The sequence below is a fragment of the Devosia sp. ZW T5_3 genome, assembly GCF_044987315.1.
GTDB lineage: Bacteria > Pseudomonadota > Alphaproteobacteria > Rhizobiales > Devosiaceae > Devosia.
Map to the genome: position 1 here is coordinate 131,958 of NZ_JBJDRE010000001.1, position 16,842 is coordinate 148,799.

The window sequence follows — 16,842 nt, forward strand, 5'->3', positions numbered from 1 at the left end:
ACCAAACGGTAGTCGCTTATTGCGAGAAGATGGTCGAACCTGCACCGCCAGGTTGGCCCGTGCGAAAGCTGCTCAACCAGCTGGAGCGGTACTACTCGGCCTATATGCTGATCGGGCAATATTCCGGCTGGCGCAACCACGGCGCTTCCGTGCCGAACCTCTCGCGGCTGCAGGCCATATCCGGGCAGAGCCCGCGCCAGACCGCCAGCTTTTGCGCAATGCTGGAGGCCCGCAATCTTGTCTTCATCGACACTCTGGCGACGGACAGGCGACAGAAAATCCTCAGGCCCGCGGACAGCCTGATCCGGGAGGTCGCGCGGTCATGCGTCGCATTCGTTGAGGCCTACGACGCCATTGCAGGAAGCGCTTTGGCGCCGCCGATTGAGCGAGATGCGAGCCTATTGGGCGAAATGATCCACCTCTCGGCGACGCGCGTGCGCGGAGCTGGAACCGTGATCGCCTTGTATCCGAGGGTACTGGCGCTGTCCGCCTACGACTGCGGCTATCCTATGCTGGTAGCCCTGATCCTGGCGCACTACCGACGCAGATCAGGCAAAGAGATGTTCTCGCTGACCCACAAAGCCCTGGCGGAACGCTACCAAGTTTCAGAGTCGCATGTCGGCAATGTGCTCGGCCACTTGCGACAGGCCGGCGCCTTGGTGTCAGCGCACGGGTCCGAGGATGCCATTGTCGTAGAAGAGCTGGTTGACGAGTTTGAGCGCTGGTGTGCCGCGGAGATGGCGCACTATGCCGATCTAGCCCGCGCTTGTTTGCTCCGACCAACGCGACCTTGGAAAAAACGGCATCGCATGGGTCAGGGGTGATGCTTTGATCGAACATCGCTGCAGAAAACCGGAGAGCAGCTGAGCTATTGTGATTTTTCTCAAGGCCCGAATGAGCGGGATGGCGCTACGCTTCATCAATGGTTCGCATACCGCGTCAGGTCGGCCCTGGCGATTTGCGTGACTTGGAAGGAGTTGATATAGGTTCATATATGATGACTAGTAATATAGGAACCTATATGCAGAGGCGTGATATAAGAACGTATATTGACATCCGCCATATACGAACCTATATCAGGCTAGGCCATGCAAAATCGTATATGCCATGAAAATCAGAACAGCTCGCGACATCGGTATTATGATCAAAGAGGCCCGCACCCGGCGCGGCCTGTCACAGGCCGCCTTGGCCAAGAAGATCAACACTACGCAGACGTGGGTGTCCTGGATCGAGAACGGCAAGTCTAGCGCCGAGATCGGCAACGTACTGCTGGCGCTGACCACGCTCGGTGTAGAAATGGACTTCCAAATTCCGACTGCGCCGAGGTCGGCTGATCATGATGATGATCACCATCATGGCGCCGATGATCGGCATGCCGACGATCAAGACGATGATATTCCCTACAAGCTCTAGGCGACAATGACCATGATGGTGAAGCCGATCGACACTCTCGACGTCTACATCGCCGGTCGGCTGGTCGGGGAACTCCACCACTTGCAGGGTGGCAAGCTTTCGTTCTCCTATCACGAGGCATGGATGGATGGGCGGGTAGCCATCCCGCTCTCGCTGTCAATGCCGACGATCACCAGGACCTACGAGGGCAAGATAATCGAGGCATTTCTCTGGGGTCTGCTGCCGGACAACGAGCAAACACTCGCTAGATGGGCGCAGAGATTCCAGGTTTCCGCCCGAAATCCGTTTGCCCTCCTCAAGCATGTCGGCCGCGACTGCGCTGGCGCCGTCCAGTTCCTTCCGCGTGGCGACCAGGTTTCCCGCGGCGAAAACGTGGAGTTGCTCACCGATACACAAATCGGCGACCGCCTGCGTGATCTGCGGAAGGATGGGGCCGCGACCCGGCGCATTGGCGATCCTGGACAGTTTAGCCTCGCCGGGGCGCAGGCCAAGACGGCGTTCCATTTCGACAAGAGCAGCGGCCAGTGGGGGATCCCCTCAGGCGACACGCCGACAACCCACATCTTAAAGCCGCCTATGCCACACTTGCACGGGCATACCGAGAACGAGCATTTCTGCCTGCAGCTTGCACGCAAGCTCGGCATGGACGCCGCACATAGCCAGGTTATCGACTTTGCAGGCGAAAAGGCGATCGTTCTCGAGCGCTACGACCGCCGCAACATCGACGGCAAGACCATCCGCATCCATCAGGAGGACATGTGCCAAGCCCTGTCGGTGATGCCGACGCTCAAGTACGAGAACCAGGGTGGGCCGGGTATTACCACGATCTCCAACAAGGTGCTGCCGGCCTCCCTGGACCCAGTTCGGGACCGTCAGACATTCATGGCCGCGAACGTCTTCAACTGGATCATCGCCGGCACGGACGCGCATGCAAAGAACTACTCGATGCTGCTCGGTGCGCAGGGCGAGGCCCGCCTTGCTCCGCTCTATGACATCTCCTCCATTCTGCCGCACCTCGGCGAGGGAGAGATCCAAGCTGAAATGCGCGACCTCAAGCTGGCGATGAAGATCGACAGGGTGTACCCGATCGACGAGGTTATGCCGCGCCCCTGGGAGCGCTGTGCAACTTCGGCCAAGGTCGGTGGCGAGTACACGATGCGGACGATTCGCCATCAGCTAGCGGTGATGCCCGATGTAGCCTCGGAGTGTGCTCAGGAGCTCCGTCACGAGGGGATCACTCATGAGATCGTTGGTCGCCTCGTCGACGCGATCGCGATGCGTATCAAGGGCTTGTCCCGGATCTATGGAGAGGAAGCCGCCGCGAAACCTGTGGTGATTCCGGAGATGAAAGTCGGGCGCGAATAGCGGATCCACAGATCAATGTCGGCGAAAACGCATTCCTCCGCCCAGCATTTGAGGAGACCCGCACACGGCCTATGGGATTTTCGCTCAATTAGCGCGCGAGCCCCGCGCCGGGCAGATAGCCTGGGTACTTAGTTAGTTCGCAGCCACGCGCCGTTCGGCAATGGCTGCATCGATCATGTCTTCGATTTGCTCGAAGACGACCACGATCAGCAAGTCGCGCTCACCGTCGGTGTCACCGGCTAGGGCAGGTACCTTGAGGGTGAATTGGCGGAGCTGGTGGTCGGTGCGCAGGGTAAAGCCACACCGGAACTCGATCTGGCCAGCGTCGCTCCAAAGATCGACCAGAAAGGTCTCAAGGTAGTGGACGTAGCGGCTTGTCAGCTCGTTGCTTAGGCGGTCAACTGTAGCTTTCATGGGCGCTCCTTCTGTGGATTTATCCCCGAAATCCCCCGCAACGCCAACGACCTTATTCTTGATGCGGTCGCGGGAACCCGCCCTGTCCCGTCAGCGCGGGACGGAAACGGCCTTTCCACGTCGGATTGGCCGTGCCGCGCAACAGCAGCAGCAGGTCGAGTTTTTCGGCAAACAGGTCGTCGTAATCGGTCATGGGGGAGGCCAAACAGCGGAAACGCTTCCACCGACGAGCCGCGCCCCGCGACGATTTCCGCCCGGCCGCGGGAGATCAGGTCAAGCGTCGCAAAATTCTGAAACACCCGCACCGGGTCTTCGGCGCTCAGCATCTTCACCGCGCTGGTCAATCCGATCCGGCTGGTCCGCGCTGCGGCGTCCGCCAGGATCATCGCAGGCGCGGAATCGAGGAATTCGGGTCGATGGTGCTCGCCAAGGCCGAAGAAGTCGAGGCCCACCTCCTCTGCCAGTTCGATCTCGTCCAGCACACCGGCCATCCGATCGGCAGCCGATGGTGTTTATTCAGTCCTGGGGTCAGGAAACAGACGGCAAAGCTATGAATGCCGACTTTCATGATGGTCCTTGCACTCTTTTTCGGTAGGGCACGCGACCTCAGCGGCCCGCCTGAGCAGGTCCTCAAGCTGGGATGAAGCAACATTGGCACCAAACGCGGGCGTGCCCGGCTGCAGCCTGATCCCGTCGCGCAGCGCGCCCGCTCGCACGGCGTCAAAGCCGATCGCGTCGATGAACTCAACGACGATCGCGACATCCCGTGGATTATCGCCCGCCACGGCAATGGCCTTCCTGTCTGCTTCTCCCCTAGGCCGGGCCTGTTCGTCGAGGTCGTGATAGCCCATGTGATTGAGGCCCTTCACCACCCGCGCGTTAGGCAGGAATTCCTGCACGATCTCGCTGGTAGACCGGCGGGGATCGATCAGATCGGCCCTTTGGCCATCGGTCTCCCACCAATAGTTCATGGCGTCGATGACCAGTTTGCCACCGAGTTCCGGAACCGGCAGGCTCTCGTACTTGCCGAGTGGCAAAGCCAGAATAACGAGGTCTGCCCGTCGCGCCGCGTCCGCAGACCAGACAGGCACGGCGCCAGGCGCGAGCACATTCACGGTTAGCGCGATCCCGTCGGGCACGCCCGACCCAGCGATGAGAACCTTGTAGCCGGCAGCGACAGCAAGCCGGGCCAGGACGACCCCTACCTTGCCCGCACCCAATATGCCGACCGTCTTCACTGTCCTGTCGGTCATCTAGTTCTGCGCCGCCGCTTTTCGCTCAGCCAGCATGTCTCGCACGCGCGGCACGACCCTGGTGCCAAAGAGTTCGACCGCCTTGAGGCGGGCGCTCGCCGAAACCGCACCGGCGGCCGAATAGATAAGGTCGAACCGGCCGACATCCAGCGACTCGATCGCCTTGGCCATCTTGCGCGCCACGGTCTCGGGCGAGCCGACATAGAGCGAGCCGCTCTCCACATCGGCATCGAATTCGTCCTTGCGCAGCGGCGGCCATCCGCGCAGGGCACCGATGCGATCGCGTATTTCCCGATAGCCGGGATAGAACAGCGCGCGTGCCTCTTCATCCGTCTCGGCAATGAAACCAGGCGAGTGCATGCCCACCGGCAAAGCGGTGGTGCCGAATTGCTCGCTCGCGCGCCGATAGAGATCCACATAGGGCGCGAAGCGAGCCGGCTGCCCACCGATAATGGCCAGCATCAGTCCAAAGCCATATTTTGCGGTCCGGATTACCGATTGTGGCGAACCGCCAACCCCCACCCAGGTCGTCAGCCGCCCGGACTCGGTCTTGGGAAACACCTCTGCATCCTGCAGCGCCGCCCGTGTCGTTCCCGTCCAGGAGACCGGCTTCTCCGCAAGGAGCCGATTGAACAGGTCAATTTTCTCCTCGAACAGGGTGTCATAATCCTTGAGGTCGAATCCGAACAGCGGAAAGGATTCCGTGAATGAACCGCGACCAAGAATGACTTCGGCCCGTCCATTGGACAAGGCATCGACCGCGGCGAAGCGCTGAAACACCCGCACCGGATCATCGGAGCTGAGCACCGTGACGCCGGACGCAAGGCGAATGCGCGAGGTCCGCGTTGCTATGCCCGCCAGAACCGTTTCCGGGCTGGAGATCGCATATTCGGGCCGATGATGCTCACCGAGCGATACCACGTCTATGCCGACCTGATCGGCCAGCACCGCTTCTTCGACCGTCGCGCGTATGGCCTCTGCATGGGATACGATCGCGCCACGGTCGTCCCGCGGCAGATCGCCGAAGGAATCTATTCCAAACTCAATGCTCATCAGAAAACCCTATAGTCCGGCCTTGGGGTGGTCCCGCGTATCCAGCTCCAGCCGCAGCGCCGCGAACCAATAGTCCGTCTCGCGCCCTTCCTGCCTTCCGTCTTTCTCCCACAGGTCATAAGCCCGTCGGCGCACACGCTGCTCGAAATCGAGATCGACGAATTTCTCGGTATCCTCGTACATAGCCGTCCTCACGCCCGTGACCGTTGCAGCACGTCCTGCCATTCCGGATGCCGGTTGATCTGCGCCTTGGCGAAAGGGCAGAGCGGCAGGATGGCAACGCCGTCCCGCCGCGCATCCTCCACTGCCTGCCGCACCAGGCGCTCGCCGACCTTGCGGCCGCGAAGGGCCTCGGGCACGCCCGTATGGTCGATGATGATGAGTTCCGGACTGATCCGGCTATAGGTCATCTCCGTTTCAACACCGTCGATAACGAGGCGATAGCGCCCCTTGGTGGGGCCATCCTGCCGCTCGACAGTGCCATCCTCCGCGGCGGGGGGAGCGTCATGCTGGCCGGCATCGTGCGGACGCACCTGTCGCGGGTGACCGGGCCCGCATTCGAGCAGGTCGCGATCCCAATGACCGAGATCGGCAGCGGCGTCATAGGTCGAATTGAGGAAGGCCGCCAGAGCCGCGTCCGGATCAACTGCCGACTGGACCGCCGCATAGGGCAGGATGAATTCGCCCAGCGTATCGTGCCAAAAGGCTTCTTCGGGTTGCACAGAAGCCGACTTGAAGCCTTTTGGCGAAGGATAGGCGTAGGCATAGAAGGCTGGGTAGTCGAGGCCGCCGCCACCGGGCCAGAAGCCAACCGATGCAACTTCGCGATCATAGGCTTCCTGGGCGACTTCGAGCGGCAGCGCCGGCACGCCGCCGGGGTGAAGCGGCGCACGGCGTCCGGAGAAGCGGGTGACAGCCAGGTCGAAACTGCCCCAGAACAGGTGCACCGGGCTGGATTTGCCGAGGAAAGCCGTCCTGAAACGCCCCAAGACCCGGTCCATGGCGACCAGTGCCTGATGGAAACGCTCGACAGAACCCTGATCGTACGGGCGGTCGCGATGATCCGCCGCGAAGGGCACCGGATCGGGCACTTCATTGGGCTCGCCATTGAAGGTCGGTGTACCGCCCAGCTCGGTGACCAGCTGCACGAACTTGCCGTGGAATTCTGCAACGGTCATTGCCTCGAGGGCAAAGGACGCTTTGTGGCCATTGCCGCAGGTGCCGACCACAGCATGGTTCTTGAGGTCGAATAGAATCTCGATGCCTGGCCCATCGGGAATGGGCGAGGAGGCGAGGCCCATGGGCGTCACATAGAAGGTCGCGTGCCAGGAATGGTTGAGCCAAGGTGTATGCGCGAGCCGGTACTTGCCTGCCACCTGCAAATAGAGATGCAGTGCCGAGCAGGTGTCGCGCCAGGCGAGATAGTCGAGTTGAGGCCAGTTGGTCATGATAGTCCTGTGCTTGATGTCGGTTTTCCGAAGTCTCTGGATCAGTCAGGCAGCGGGATGAACTCGTCACGGTCATTGACCGGTAGGTCGAAAAGGCCCTGTCCCCAGTTCTGGGCGCGCCATTCGGCCTTGGCACGTTCGATCCGCTCCTCGGACGAGGCGACGAAGTTCCACCAGATGTAGCGCGGTCCGCTGAGCGTCGCGCCGCCCAGGATCATCAGCCTGGCTCCCCCCTCGCCGGCCACCACGGTGATCCTGTCGCCGGGCCGGAACACCATCATCTGCGGCGCCTGGAAATCCTGCCCGGCGACCGAGATTGATCCCTTGACGATGTAGATGCCCCGATCCTCGTGATTGTCCGGCAGGGGCAAACGGCTGCCGCCGGCCAGGTGCACGTCGGCGTAGAAGGTTTCGGAGAACAGGGTCGCCGGCGCCTCCTGCCCATAGGCCTTGCCCAGGATCAGCCGCAGCGACACGCCCTTGTCTTCCAGGACGGGCAAAGCCTGCTTGCCATGATGCTCGAATGTCGGTGCCATCTCCTCGTGGCTCTCCGGCAGGGCGACCCAGGTCTGGATGCCGAAGAGACTGTTCGGCTCGCTTCGCGCCGCCGCCGTGGTCCGTTCGGAGTGCGAGACGCCGCGCCCGGCAACCATCCAGTTCAGCTCGCCCGGCCGGATCACCTGATCGGCACCGGTGCTGTCGCGGTGGTGAAAGTCACCCCGGAAGAGGTAGGTCACCGTGCCGAGACCAGTATGCGGATGCGGGCGCACATCGATTCCCTGGCCGGTCAGCAGTTCTGCCGGGCCAGCCTGGTCGAAGAAAATGAACGGGCCCACCATCTGGCGCTGCGGGGAAGGCAGCGCCCGGCGAACCTCGAAGCCACCGATGTCCCGGCTGCGCGGAATGATCAGTGTCTCGATCGCATCGGCACCTACGTCATCGGGGTTGCCTGGTTCCAGCGCCGGATTCCAACTCACAAGCCATGCTCCCTGTCCCGTTCGGTCAGGCAGTAACTAGGCATGCGCATAGCGTCAGAGCTAGGTGTGCCTGGTGAGGTACTCTGTCGCCAGAAATGGAACGCTAAGCGCAATGGACATCTATTCGGTTCCAAAGTGCTCGATTAGGAATTCGGTCAAAACCCGGACTTTGTGCGTTGGGAACTGGCCGGGTGGGCGCACGACATAGATTCCGGCTGCCGGCGGAGGGAAGCCTACCAGGATGGGGATCAAGGCGCCGCTGGCGATGTGGTGGTCGACGAGACAATCCGGCAGCCAGGCAATGCCGATGCCCGCGAGTGCTGCAGGAACGAGGGCGCTGCCATTGTCGGCTTTGAACCGGCCCTGAGGTTGGACGCTCACCACCTGATCGCCGTCGCTGAACTGCCAGGTTTCGGTCCCCTGCATCAGCGCTTCATGCGCCGAGAGTTCATGGGGCGTCTGCGGCTCACCATGGATGGCGACATAGTCAGGGCTAGCGACGAGCTTGCCATAGAACGGGCCGACCCGCCTCGCGATCAAATTTGAATCCTGGAGATAGCCGACCCTGATCGCGCAATCGAAACCTTCGGCGATCAGATCGACGAAGCGATCGCTATAGGACGCGTGGATATGCAGGTGAGGATGGTGTTTTGCCAATTTGGCAAGCAAGGGGGCAAATTCGGTTGGTCCTATGGAAAGCGGTACCGATACGCGCAGTCGCCCCTTCAGATCGCCATCGGGCAGGATCACTGCCTTGGCGGTCTCGATTTCCGCCACCACCCTGGCAGCATGGTCCCGGAAGGCAATGCCAGCTTCCGTGAGGGCGGCGCCGCGGGTCGTCCGGGCCAAAAGCTGCACGCCTAGCCCGGTCTCAAGTCGGGCGAGCCGCCGGCTGACAATGGACTTCGATACTCCAAGCCGACGAGCTGCGGACGTGATGCCCCCAGCATCAGCGACTTCCACAAAGGTCTGGAGTTCTTCAATATCCATAATATTCCCTTGTGCGACACGCCGGCGCAACTGCCGGACTATCGCATCCAGATGCGCAACTGCAAACACCAGTACTGCCGGCCGGTGTGCGCCAATAGCTGAACGCCAAACTCGGCTTAAGCGTGAACAGGCGTCGACTGCCTATGGATTTGCACATGCCCACGCCCCGTTCCGCCCCCGAAGCTGCAACCTCGACAAAGTCACCAGGTCCACGATCTCCAGCGGCGTTCCTCTCGGCGCGACACAGCGTCCGCTCACCCGGCACTACCGCGTCAGTCTAGGCAGTGACAAGGTGCGGCCGAGCGGTGGATCAAGCATCGCAGCTTTGGGGAGCTGGATGACGGGTACCATCGACACGAGCAAGACACCCGAGTGGTCCGAAATTGGTCGGTTTGCTTAGCATTGGATTTGTGGGCATCGGCCGCTCCCTCCTCGTGGTGCAACTGCCGTTGAGCCCGAAGCTTATCGGCTTGATCCTATGTCGGATCGAGTTCTCAACATTTATCTAGCGTCAAAAAGGAACATCGCATGAGCGAACTCTCGAATATCGCCAAGGGAATGACTGTTGTGGGTGCCGACGGCGCCAAGATTGGCGTTGTCGCTGCTGTGGTGGACCAGCGCATCCAGCTCGAAGCCAATGATGTCGGCGATCACGCCGGCCAGAGCCACTTCATACCAGGTGGCCTCGTCGCTGACGTGGAGGGCGACACCGTTCGCCTCTCGGCAACAGGCGCAAACGCAGTCCTGCTCGATGAAAACGAAGACGGCACAATGGCTGACTGATTGCGGTCAGAGAGCCCTGCAGACGGCGACTGGCCGAGCCTGTTTGCTTTTAGCTTGCCGCCTGAGGGGATCCCGTTTCTTAGCGGGATCATCGTGCGACGCATTGAAGGCGGCCGGTCAGGCACGCGCTTGGGTCGGATGATCACCGGCTGCTCTGCATCTTTGAGGATACAATGGATTACGAAACAATCATGCAGGCAAACCTCGACCTGGTCTTTGGCGAGCGTGATCCGACCCGGCGGATGGAGGCAATTCGTCGCCTCTATTCGGAACGTGCGGAGCTCCATGAGCCGCATCGTTCGGCACAGGGGCACGAGGCGATTTGCCAGGCTGTTACCGAGCTTCTGGCAAGCTTGCCACCGGATTTCAGCTTCACGCCGATCAGGCCGGCACTCGGCCATAACGGCGTCGGCCGCTTGCAATGGCGTGCCGGTCCGCCGGGCAGCCCCGCCGCCGTGACCGGTACCGATGTCGCCCATATCGAAGCTGGCGTGATCCAATCGCTGCACGTTTTCCTCGATCAACCGGAGGCTTGAAATTATGGACAGCGGACAAAACGGGCTAAGCATCGATGGCTGACGCAAGCCTTGGAGAAATGATCGGACCTGCGGTCGTTCTGATGGGAGCGGCGGTGGTCGCCGTTCCCTTGTTCCGCCGCCTTGGTCTTGGCTCGGTTCTCGGCTACTTCGCTGCCGGACTTCTGGTGGGCTCCCTCGGTACTGGGCCTGTTCACCGACGCCCAGTCGATCCTCCATTTCTCCGAGCTCGGGGTCGTGATGTTCCTGTTCGTGATCGGGCTGGAGATGCGACCTGTTAAGCTCTGGGCAATGCGCGGACAGATCTTCGGCACTTTCCACCATCGGAGGTGGAAGAGGCTACGGCAGACATTCGGCGTCGCGACAGTGAACGCCTATCCGAGCAGGTGCAGGGAGACGACATGTCCGGCCTTGACCGCCTGCACACAAACCCCGCTCCGGAGCCGCTCGGCACGGGGCGGGCGCCGGCCAAACAGTCCGGTGAAGCGGGCTGACCGCGATTACTCAACTTGCGCCTGTCTGCCCGAGGGCATGGCGCATGCCACCGGTGTTTTCAAAGGAGACGACCATGGGCTTTGTCACGACCGACGACAACGTACAGATCTTCTACAAGGATTGGGGTCCCAAGGACGCCCGACCAATAGTGTTCCATCACGGCTGGCCGCTCAGCTCCGACGACTGGGACGCCCAAATGCTCTTCTTTCTCTCGAAGGGCTTTCGCGTCGTAGCGCATGACCGACGCGGCCACGGACGCTCGGAACAGGTGGCCGACGGGCACGACATCGAGCACTATGCGGCCGACGCTTTCGCTGTTGCCAAGTCGCTGGCTCTCACCAATGCGGTTCACATCGGCCATTCGACGGGAGGCGGCGAAGTGGCCCGCTATGTTGCCAAGTTCGGCGAACCAGCGGGACGCGTTGCCAAGGCTGTTCTTGTTTCCGCCATTCCGCCGCTGATGCTCAAGACCGCTGCCAATGCCGAAGGAACGCCGATGGAAGTCTTCGACGGCTTCCGCGCGGCTCTGGCCGGCAACCGCGCCCAGTTCTTCCGGGACGTTCCTTCCAGCCCCTTCTACGGCTTCAATCGCGATGGCGCCCAAATCCATGAAGGCGTCATCCAGAACTGGTGGCGGCAGGGCATGATGGGCAGCGCCAAGGCCCATTACGACGGCATAAAGGCCTTCTCGGAAACCGACCAGACCGAGGATCTGAAGGCCATCACGGTGCCGACATTGGTGCTGCATGGTGAGGACGACCAGGTCGTACCCATCGCCGCGGCGGCCCTCAAGGCCGTCAAACTGCTGCCAAACGGCACGCTCAAGACATATCCCGGCTTTTCGCATGGCATGCTCACAGTCAACGCGGACGTCCTGAACGCCGACCTTCTGGCCTTCGTCAACCGCTGACGTCGTAGGACGGGGCCTCGGTCCCGTCCCTCACCTATGATCGGATCGGCAATATCCGCCGCCAGCAAGCACGTCGTCGCATCGAGACAGGAACAGCCATATGGCGGAAACGACAAAGCGGCCAAACGGCGTCCGCAGCTACATCGCGGATACGCTGGCCTTGCTTTTGTCGTCGCCCTGAGCGGCGCAACAGGAACTGGGCTGCTGATGGGCATACTCGGCGCCGCCATAATGATGATCGCGCTTGGTCGCCCGTATGACGCCTTCCTCAATGGGGTAAGGCATCTCTTCGGCCTGCCTCCTGGAGGCAAGAAGCCAATGTCACTCAACAACTGAACCGTCTGCACCTTCAAGGCTGAGAAAAATTGCCGGAAATCTCACAAGCCACGGCGATGACTGATCTCGCGTTTTCGACCCGATCGGCCAACCGCTGCTGCTCGGTCTTGTTGACCTCGAACGCACCTGCCGTGCCAGCTCCGCTCAAGGCGCGAGTGGGTAGGTACCTTCTCATTTTAACCTTCAGGAGCTCGCCTTCATGCCACTACGCAAGGTCGCTATTACGCAAGCGCAATTTGAACGTTCACCTGATCAGGACGCCGATATTTTCACAGCTGACATGATCGGTCATGACGAAGGTGCGCCCGTGACCATTGGTTTTGGACGCTATGGACCTCATCAGGAGCTCAACGAAACCATGCTGGTGGACGATGTCATGATGGTGATCGCAGGCCACCTCACCGTAACCGGCGGGAATGGAAGTGTGACCGCTGGTCCTGGTGAGGTCGTCCATATGCCCAAAGGCGAAAGAATCCAGATTCGGTCGCACGAGCATGGCGCCACAACGGCCTATGTGACCTATCCCCATTGGAAAGATGCCAGGTAGAGCAATGCACCGCCGCAAACCGTTGAGCTTAAGGGCGGCCGCAACAAGCATCGGATGCAAACCGATCCGCACAATTCTTCCCACCGTATGACAGTAAATTCATGCTGGATATACGACCGAACTGTCCTTGTGCACGATCACGCGATGCGCACGATGTGCGGGGCGTGCCGGTCAGCGCCCTCTCGGGCGCGACGACATCGGGATGCAGCCTTTTGATGCAATCCCGATGCCTGACAAGACGACCGATAGGCGTCCTTGTGTCCTCTGGCTTAGGCGTTCGCGCCCCCATCCACCGCAACAACGCTCCCTGTCATCATGCTCGCCGAAGGGCTGGCAAGAAACGCCACGACATTGGCGATTTCGCGTGGATCGGCAAAGCGCCCGAGCGAGGTCAAACCACGCTGGAAATCAGCTCCCGCGCCATCTGCGGGATTTGACTCCGTGTCAGTCGATCCCGTGGCGATCAGGTTCACCGTTATACCCTTTGGCCCGAGTTCGCGGGACAATCCGCGTGTGAACGAAAGCAATGCCGATTTCGACATGGCATAGGCGGTTACGCCAGGAAACGGGACGCGGTCTCCTAGACCTGATCCTATCGAGATAATGCGACCGCCTTCGGGCAGGTAAGGAATTGCGGCTTGCGAGAAGGCAAGGGGCGCTCGCACATTGATGTCCATCAATGTCTGATACTGCGTGAGATCGATGTCAGCGATCGGCCCGGAAAGACCGATGGCTGCACTGTTGACGAGAATATCAAGCCCACCGAGCGCCTGGGCCGTGGCCTCGACTGCCCGTTTGATCGCATCGGTGTCAGCGCTGTCGGCTTGCACGGCCAGGCCGCGGCGCCCCAGGGACTCGATAGACGAAACAACCGCGCTCGCTCGTTCGGCCGAATTGAGATAGGTGATGGCGACATCGGCTCCATGCTCGGCCAGCACCAGCGCGATCGCAGCGCCAATGCCGCGGGAGCCACCGGTGACAAGAGCTCGCTTGCCCGTGAGTTTAATCATTTCATCTTCTTTCATTTTGGGGGTGGCTCTAGATCGAGTGCCACCTTGAATTTTCAAAGGCCTGCCAGGAAGTCGATGAGCGCCTTATTCACCTCGTCAGGCGCCTCGATCTGGATCCAGTGGCCTACATTTTCGAGCCTGACTTGGTCGACGAGGTTTGGCTGCAATGCGCGCAGCTCTTCCAGGGTCGGAGGATCGGGATGATACATCCGGCTCAAACCATCCTCTGCGCCCCAGATGTAGAGCGACGGCTGCCGGAGGGTGACGTTCTTATAAGCGACCATCAGTTCGAAGGTTTTCGGAAAGGCGCGGTAGTAGTTCATTCCGCCGCGAAAGCCGGTCTGGGTGAACGCCTCGATATTGTGGCGGACGTATTCGGGATCGGCCCATTCCGGCACCTCAACCGGTGAGGGCCGAAGCATGTGAAGTTCGGGATTGAGTGGATCCCAGCCCTCGGAAACTTCTGGGCTACCAGAAAGCCAGTAGAGAATGCTCGGAATTGATTGCGCGGCATCGGAAAACTTGGTTTCACTTCCCTCCGCGGCCATTGCGAAGCCGTAATAGACATCCTGCAATCCCTGATTGCGGATGATATCGTCAAAACTGATGTCGCCGCGCGGATAGATCGGAATGGCAAGACTGACGAGGGCAGTAAACCTGTCAGGCCGCAGGAGCGCCGCCATTTGCGACTGGTAGGCGCCCCAGTCGTGACCGACGATCACAGCGGTTTCGATGGAGAGCGCGTCGAGCACGCTTACGAGGTCACCTGTAAGATGAAGGGCGGTGTACTGGTCAGCGGCTTCTGGGGCATAGCTTTGGCCGTAGCCGCGCATATCCAGCGCCACTGCGCGATAACCGGCCTCGGCGACCGCCTCCATCTGGCTGCTCCAGGTTGCAGCAGTGTCGGGAAATCCGTGCACGAAGAGGACCGCAGGACCTTTGCCCTGTTCGATGACGTGGAACTGGCCGTAGCCGGCGTCCACCATATGCTCGCGGACTGGCGGGGGTGCATCCACTTCGCCGGCCAAAGTAGAAAAAGGCGCCAGCACTATGCCGAAGACCAACGATGTTTGCAGGAGGCGCCGCCTTGAGATCACGCCGTCGGCACGGTTGAAAGTTAGCGCATCGGCGTTGCGAAGACTACGAATTGACATGAGTTGTATCCTGAGCAGGAACGGGTGCCCGCCACTCGTCGGCAGGGTCGTTCGTTGGGCGCCAAAATAAGCCTGAGCCCGCGAAGTGACATTGCTGATCTGACCTTAGTCTTGCACAATCCTGCCAATTGACTATCTTCAGGCTATGCTTGACACGCTTAATCCGACAGACCGCCTTCTCGCCGACATCGCTCCTTTTCTCGTCTCAAATCCGGAGAAGATGGGCCAGTCGACTCCCGTGCCGCGCTTGACCGTGTGGACCAGCGCCTATGACACCCGGCCGACTGCTGCGGTGTTCGAGCCTATGTTTTACGCGGTATTGAGCGGCACCAAGGTACTGATCATGGGCGCCAATCGCTTCGATTTGCTGGCCGGCGCCTGCGCAACTTCGTCCTTTGGCCTTCCCTATACACACCAATTGACCAAGCCGTCGCCGGACTTGCCCTATGTGGGGATTAGTCTACATCTGGACGCCGACCTGCTGACGCGCGTTATGCTCGATATGCCCACGTCCCACCATCGTTGGACCTGCGCCGTCGCCGCGGCGGAACTCAATGGCCCGGTCGAGGAGGCATTCGCGCGGCTTGTGGGGTTGGTGAACACGCCAGCTGATGTTGGCATGCTTGCGCCCCACTACGAAGCCGAACTCTACTATCGCCTTTTGCAGAGCCCGATGGGCGATACGCTCCGCCAGGTCAGCCAGCGCAACGAGCGGTTCCAACAGCTCAAGACGGCGGCCGATTGGCTCGCAGCTAACTACAGCAAGCCGGTTGTCATTCCTGAACTCGCCGCTGCAGCGGGCATGAGCTCGACCTCTTTTCACCGGCATTTCAAGGCCGTGACTGGCCACAGCCCTCTGCTGTTCCAGCGCAAGGTGCGCCTCATGGAAGCGAAAAAGCTCCTTGGCGCCGGTAGCGCCAGCGTATCTCAGGTCGCCTACGAGGTAGGCTACCTCAGTCCCGCGCAATTCAGCCGAGAGTACAAAAGCATGTTTGGAAGCTCGCCTAAGGCCGATCTGCAACGCTAGCCTGGCCGGGAGTTCGGTCGACCTGCTGGTCAATGCTCGCAAGCGGACCTGGGCTGGGTTCGAAGAAGAACGCGTACCGCGCGCCCAGCGAGCTTGATGAGTGTAACCGTACTTCTGGGCTGATGGCTGAACTTGGCGCCTTCATGTGGCCCCGCTGATGATTGAAATTTCAATAACTTACCGTGCCGACCGCCGCCCAACCGCGCGCCTATTCACATGTTGAGACCCCAATCAAGCGCCAGGGGCGCCTTCTGGCCTGTCGGCGGATTCGCAAATATCGGTCTCAAACGTTCGCTCACACTGGAGGAACGCCGAAATGGGGCGCGTGGTGGACAGAAGTCGTCCGCTCGCTGCCCTCAGAGAGAGGCCAGAATGTATTCCGGTTTAACGGCACTTCGGGTGTCCAGCGGGACGCCGGTTTCCATGAATATCGATGTTACCCCGGCGCGCTGGCCGGCCAGGATATCGGTATCGAGTTTGTCGCCGATCATGATGGCCTGATCCGGCGCGACGCCCAGCCGGGCCATGGCGGCGTGGATGATGGTTGGGTCCGGCTTGCCCATGAAGATGGGCGTGGCACCCGAGGCGGCAGCGATGGACTGGGTGATTGCGCCGGCGCCGGGCTCGAAACCATCTGCCAGGGGGCGGATGAGATCGGGATTGGTGCCGATGAGATGGGCGCCGCCCAGCACATTACGCAGGGCCGTCGTCATCATGGCGTAGTTGAACGTGCGGTCGAGGGCGACGAGGACGGCAGCGGCGCCGGTCTCGACCAGCTCAAAGCCGGCTTCGGCAACGCGGCGCTTGAAAGATGGCGTGCCGATGACATAGACGCCGCTGCTCGGGGCATAGTGGCTGCGCACATAGTCCAGCGCCACGTCGCCCGAGGTCACAACCTGTTCCGCCTCGCAGGCAATGCCGAGCCCGCGGATCTTGTCGGCAAAGGCGTCCGGCGCCTTTTCGGCATTGTTGGTGACAAAGCAATAGGGGATGCCGGCGTGCTGCCAGCGCCTGAAGCGGTCGACGGCACCCGGCACGGGGGCATCGCCGCGATAGACCACGCCATCGAGATCGGACAGGACGGCGGAAAAGCCGAGCTCGTCGATCGAGCCGAGACGTCGTGTTGTCATG

At 60.9% G+C, this 16,842-nt stretch carries 19 protein-coding genes and 2 pseudogenes; 9 read left to right on the forward strand and 12 right to left on the reverse strand.

Features of this window, described 5'->3' with window-relative positions:
- The first annotated feature begins 59 nt into the window (after window positions 1–59).
- The 3 genes from ACI3KW_RS00620 (at window position 60) to ACI3KW_RS00630 (ending at window position 2,778) form a co-directional block, all read left to right on the forward strand.
- Complete coding sequence (locus ACI3KW_RS00620; protein ID WP_404846465.1) at window positions 60–824, forward strand: hypothetical protein; 765 nt, start codon at window positions 60–62, stop codon at window positions 822–824.
- A gap of 283 nt (window positions 825–1,107) precedes the next feature.
- On the forward strand, window positions 1,108–1,413 hold the full coding sequence (locus ACI3KW_RS00625; protein WP_404846466.1) for a helix-turn-helix domain-containing protein: 306 nt from the start codon (window positions 1,108–1,110) through the stop codon (window positions 1,411–1,413).
- A gap of 12 nt (window positions 1,414–1,425) precedes the next feature.
- Window positions 1,426–2,778: a type II toxin-antitoxin system HipA family toxin gene (locus tag ACI3KW_RS00630; RefSeq protein WP_404846467.1), complete on the forward strand. Its 1,353-nt coding sequence runs from the start codon at window positions 1,426–1,428 to the stop codon at window positions 2,776–2,778.
- Between the two features lie 132 nt (window positions 2,779–2,910).
- On the opposite strand, the gene ACI3KW_RS00635 is transcribed toward ACI3KW_RS00630, so the two are convergent.
- The 8 genes and pseudogenes from ACI3KW_RS00635 to ACI3KW_RS00670 all read right to left on the reverse strand — a co-directional run bounded on the left by ACI3KW_RS00635 (window position 2,911) and on the right by ACI3KW_RS00670 (window position 8,913).
- Entirely contained in the window at window positions 2,911–3,192 is a 282-nt protein-coding gene (locus tag ACI3KW_RS00635; protein ID WP_262165630.1) for a hypothetical protein, read from the reverse strand.
- A 58-nt stretch (window positions 3,193–3,250) separates the two neighbouring features.
- Window positions 3,251–3,760: pseudogene (locus ACI3KW_RS00640) on the reverse strand (LLM class flavin-dependent oxidoreductase); the annotation flags it as partial.
- Complete coding sequence (locus ACI3KW_RS00645) at window positions 3,741–4,445, reverse strand: NADPH-dependent F420 reductase (protein ID WP_404846468.1); 705 nt, start codon at window positions 4,443–4,445, stop codon at window positions 3,741–3,743. The gene ACI3KW_RS00645 and the pseudogene ACI3KW_RS00640, both read right to left, overlap by 20 nt.
- On the reverse strand, window positions 4,446–5,498 hold the full coding sequence (locus ACI3KW_RS00650) for an LLM class flavin-dependent oxidoreductase (protein WP_404846469.1): 1,053 nt from the start codon (window positions 5,496–5,498) through the stop codon (window positions 4,446–4,448).
- A 9-nt stretch (window positions 5,499–5,507) separates the two neighbouring features.
- Window positions 5,508–5,681: a DUF2934 domain-containing protein gene (locus ACI3KW_RS00655; protein ID WP_404846470.1), complete on the reverse strand. Its 174-nt coding sequence runs from the start codon at window positions 5,679–5,681 to the stop codon at window positions 5,508–5,510.
- Between the two features lie 8 nt (window positions 5,682–5,689).
- The gene (locus ACI3KW_RS00660; RefSeq protein ID WP_404846471.1) at window positions 5,690–6,946 is read right to left on the reverse strand and encodes a DUF5996 family protein; all 1,257 of its coding nucleotides are present in this window, start codon (window positions 6,944–6,946) and stop codon (window positions 5,690–5,692) included.
- 41 nt (window positions 6,947–6,987) lie between these two features.
- Window positions 6,988–7,923 carry a pirin family protein gene (locus ACI3KW_RS00665; RefSeq protein WP_404846472.1) on the reverse strand — a complete coding sequence of 312 codons (936 nt, stop codon included), beginning with the start codon at window positions 7,921–7,923 and terminating at the stop codon, window positions 6,988–6,990.
- Window positions 7,924–8,043: 120 nt separating this feature from the next.
- Window positions 8,044–8,913, reverse strand: a complete 870-nt coding sequence (locus tag ACI3KW_RS00670) for a LysR family transcriptional regulator (RefSeq protein ID WP_404846473.1) — start codon at window positions 8,911–8,913, stop codon at window positions 8,044–8,046.
- Window positions 8,914–9,441: 528 nt separating this feature from the next.
- On the opposite strand from ACI3KW_RS00670, the gene ACI3KW_RS00675 reads away from it, so the two are divergent.
- The 4 genes and pseudogenes from ACI3KW_RS00675 to ACI3KW_RS00690 all read left to right on the forward strand — a co-directional run bounded on the left by ACI3KW_RS00675 (window position 9,442) and on the right by ACI3KW_RS00690 (window position 11,637).
- On the forward strand, window positions 9,442–9,696 hold the full coding sequence (locus ACI3KW_RS00675) for a DUF2171 domain-containing protein (protein WP_113122769.1): 255 nt from the start codon (window positions 9,442–9,444) through the stop codon (window positions 9,694–9,696).
- A 173-nt stretch (window positions 9,697–9,869) separates the two neighbouring features.
- Window positions 9,870–10,232 (forward strand): nuclear transport factor 2 family protein, encoded by a 363-nt coding sequence (locus ACI3KW_RS00680; protein ID WP_404846474.1) that lies wholly within the window; start codon window positions 9,870–9,872, stop codon window positions 10,230–10,232.
- Between the two features lie 35 nt (window positions 10,233–10,267).
- Window positions 10,268–10,544 (forward strand): annotated as a pseudogene (locus tag ACI3KW_RS00685) (cation:proton antiporter); the annotation flags it as partial.
- A gap of 256 nt (window positions 10,545–10,800) precedes the next feature.
- Window positions 10,801–11,637, forward strand: a complete 837-nt coding sequence (locus ACI3KW_RS00690) for an alpha/beta fold hydrolase (protein WP_404846475.1) — start codon at window positions 10,801–10,803, stop codon at window positions 11,635–11,637.
- Between the two features lie 138 nt (window positions 11,638–11,775).
- On the opposite strand, the gene ACI3KW_RS00695 is transcribed toward ACI3KW_RS00690, so the two are convergent.
- Window positions 11,776–11,922 (reverse strand): hypothetical protein, encoded by a 147-nt coding sequence (locus tag ACI3KW_RS00695; RefSeq protein WP_404846476.1) that lies wholly within the window; start codon window positions 11,920–11,922, stop codon window positions 11,776–11,778.
- Window positions 11,923–12,172: 250 nt separating this feature from the next.
- Here ACI3KW_RS00695 and ACI3KW_RS00700 point away from each other — a divergent pair, with 250 nt between their 5' ends.
- The gene (locus ACI3KW_RS00700; RefSeq protein WP_404846477.1) at window positions 12,173–12,520 is read left to right on the forward strand and encodes an ethanolamine utilization protein; all 348 of its coding nucleotides are present in this window, start codon (window positions 12,173–12,175) and stop codon (window positions 12,518–12,520) included.
- Window positions 12,521–12,789: 269 nt separating this feature from the next.
- Here ACI3KW_RS00700 and ACI3KW_RS00705 read toward each other — a convergent pair whose 3' ends face one another.
- Window positions 12,790–13,530 (reverse strand): SDR family NAD(P)-dependent oxidoreductase, encoded by a 741-nt coding sequence (locus tag ACI3KW_RS00705; RefSeq protein ID WP_404846777.1) that lies wholly within the window; start codon window positions 13,528–13,530, stop codon window positions 12,790–12,792.
- 53 nt (window positions 13,531–13,583) lie between these two features.
- Window positions 13,584–14,684 carry an alpha/beta fold hydrolase gene (locus ACI3KW_RS00710; RefSeq protein WP_404846478.1) on the reverse strand — a complete coding sequence of 367 codons (1,101 nt, stop codon included), beginning with the start codon at window positions 14,682–14,684 and terminating at the stop codon, window positions 13,584–13,586.
- 145 nt (window positions 14,685–14,829) lie between these two features.
- On the opposite strand from ACI3KW_RS00710, the gene ACI3KW_RS00715 reads away from it, so the two are divergent.
- Window positions 14,830–15,711 carry an AraC family transcriptional regulator N-terminal domain-containing protein gene (locus ACI3KW_RS00715; protein WP_404846479.1) on the forward strand — a complete coding sequence of 294 codons (882 nt, stop codon included), beginning with the start codon at window positions 14,830–14,832 and terminating at the stop codon, window positions 15,709–15,711.
- A 356-nt stretch (window positions 15,712–16,067) separates the two neighbouring features.
- On the opposite strand, the gene ACI3KW_RS00720 is transcribed toward ACI3KW_RS00715, so the two are convergent.
- Window positions 16,068–16,841 (reverse strand): HAD-IIA family hydrolase, encoded by a 774-nt coding sequence (locus ACI3KW_RS00720; RefSeq protein WP_404846480.1) that lies wholly within the window; start codon window positions 16,839–16,841, stop codon window positions 16,068–16,070.
- Window position 16,842 lies beyond the last annotated feature (1 nt).

Coding starts and splice junctions, on each gene's coding strand:
- ACI3KW_RS00700 (WP_404846477.1), top strand. CDS start 12,173: ATGCCACTACGCAAGGTCGCTATTACGCAAGCGCAATTTGAACGTTCA.
- ACI3KW_RS00655 (WP_404846470.1), bottom strand. CDS start 5,681: ATGTACGAGGATACCGAGAAATTCGTCGATCTCGATTTCGAGCAGCGT.
- ACI3KW_RS00625 (WP_404846466.1), top strand. CDS start 1,108: ATGAAAATCAGAACAGCTCGCGACATCGGTATTATGATCAAAGAGGCC.
- ACI3KW_RS00720 (WP_404846480.1), bottom strand. CDS start 16,841: ATGACAACACGACGTCTCGGCTCGATCGACGAGCTCGGCTTTTCCGCC.
- ACI3KW_RS00645 (WP_404846468.1), bottom strand. CDS start 4,445: ATGACCGACAGGACAGTGAAGACGGTCGGCATATTGGGTGCGGGCAAG.
- ACI3KW_RS00680 (WP_404846474.1), top strand. CDS start 9,870: ATGGATTACGAAACAATCATGCAGGCAAACCTCGACCTGGTCTTTGGC.
- ACI3KW_RS00710 (WP_404846478.1), bottom strand. CDS start 14,684: ATGTCAATTCGTAGTCTTCGCAACGCCGATGCGCTAACTTTCAACCGT.
- ACI3KW_RS00670 (WP_404846473.1), bottom strand. CDS start 8,913: ATGGATATTGAAGAACTCCAGACCTTTGTGGAAGTCGCTGATGCTGGG.
- ACI3KW_RS00650 (WP_404846469.1), bottom strand. CDS start 5,498: ATGAGCATTGAGTTTGGAATAGATTCCTTCGGCGATCTGCCGCGGGAC.
- ACI3KW_RS00690 (WP_404846475.1), top strand. CDS start 10,801: ATGGGCTTTGTCACGACCGACGACAACGTACAGATCTTCTACAAGGAT.
- ACI3KW_RS00660 (WP_404846471.1), bottom strand. CDS start 6,946: ATGACCAACTGGCCTCAACTCGACTATCTCGCCTGGCGCGACACCTGC.
- ACI3KW_RS00630 (WP_404846467.1), top strand. CDS start 1,426: ATGATGGTGAAGCCGATCGACACTCTCGACGTCTACATCGCCGGTCGG.
- ACI3KW_RS00675 (WP_113122769.1), top strand. CDS start 9,442: ATGAGCGAACTCTCGAATATCGCCAAGGGAATGACTGTTGTGGGTGCC.
- ACI3KW_RS00695 (WP_404846476.1), bottom strand. CDS start 11,922: ATGCCTTACCCCATTGAGGAAGGCGTCATACGGGCGACCAAGCGCGAT.
- ACI3KW_RS00715 (WP_404846479.1), top strand. CDS start 14,830: ATGCTTGACACGCTTAATCCGACAGACCGCCTTCTCGCCGACATCGCT.
- ACI3KW_RS00705 (WP_404846777.1), bottom strand. CDS start 13,530: ATGATTAAACTCACGGGCAAGCGAGCTCTTGTCACCGGTGGCTCCCGC.
- ACI3KW_RS00635 (WP_262165630.1), bottom strand. CDS start 3,192: ATGAAAGCTACAGTTGACCGCCTAAGCAACGAGCTGACAAGCCGCTAC.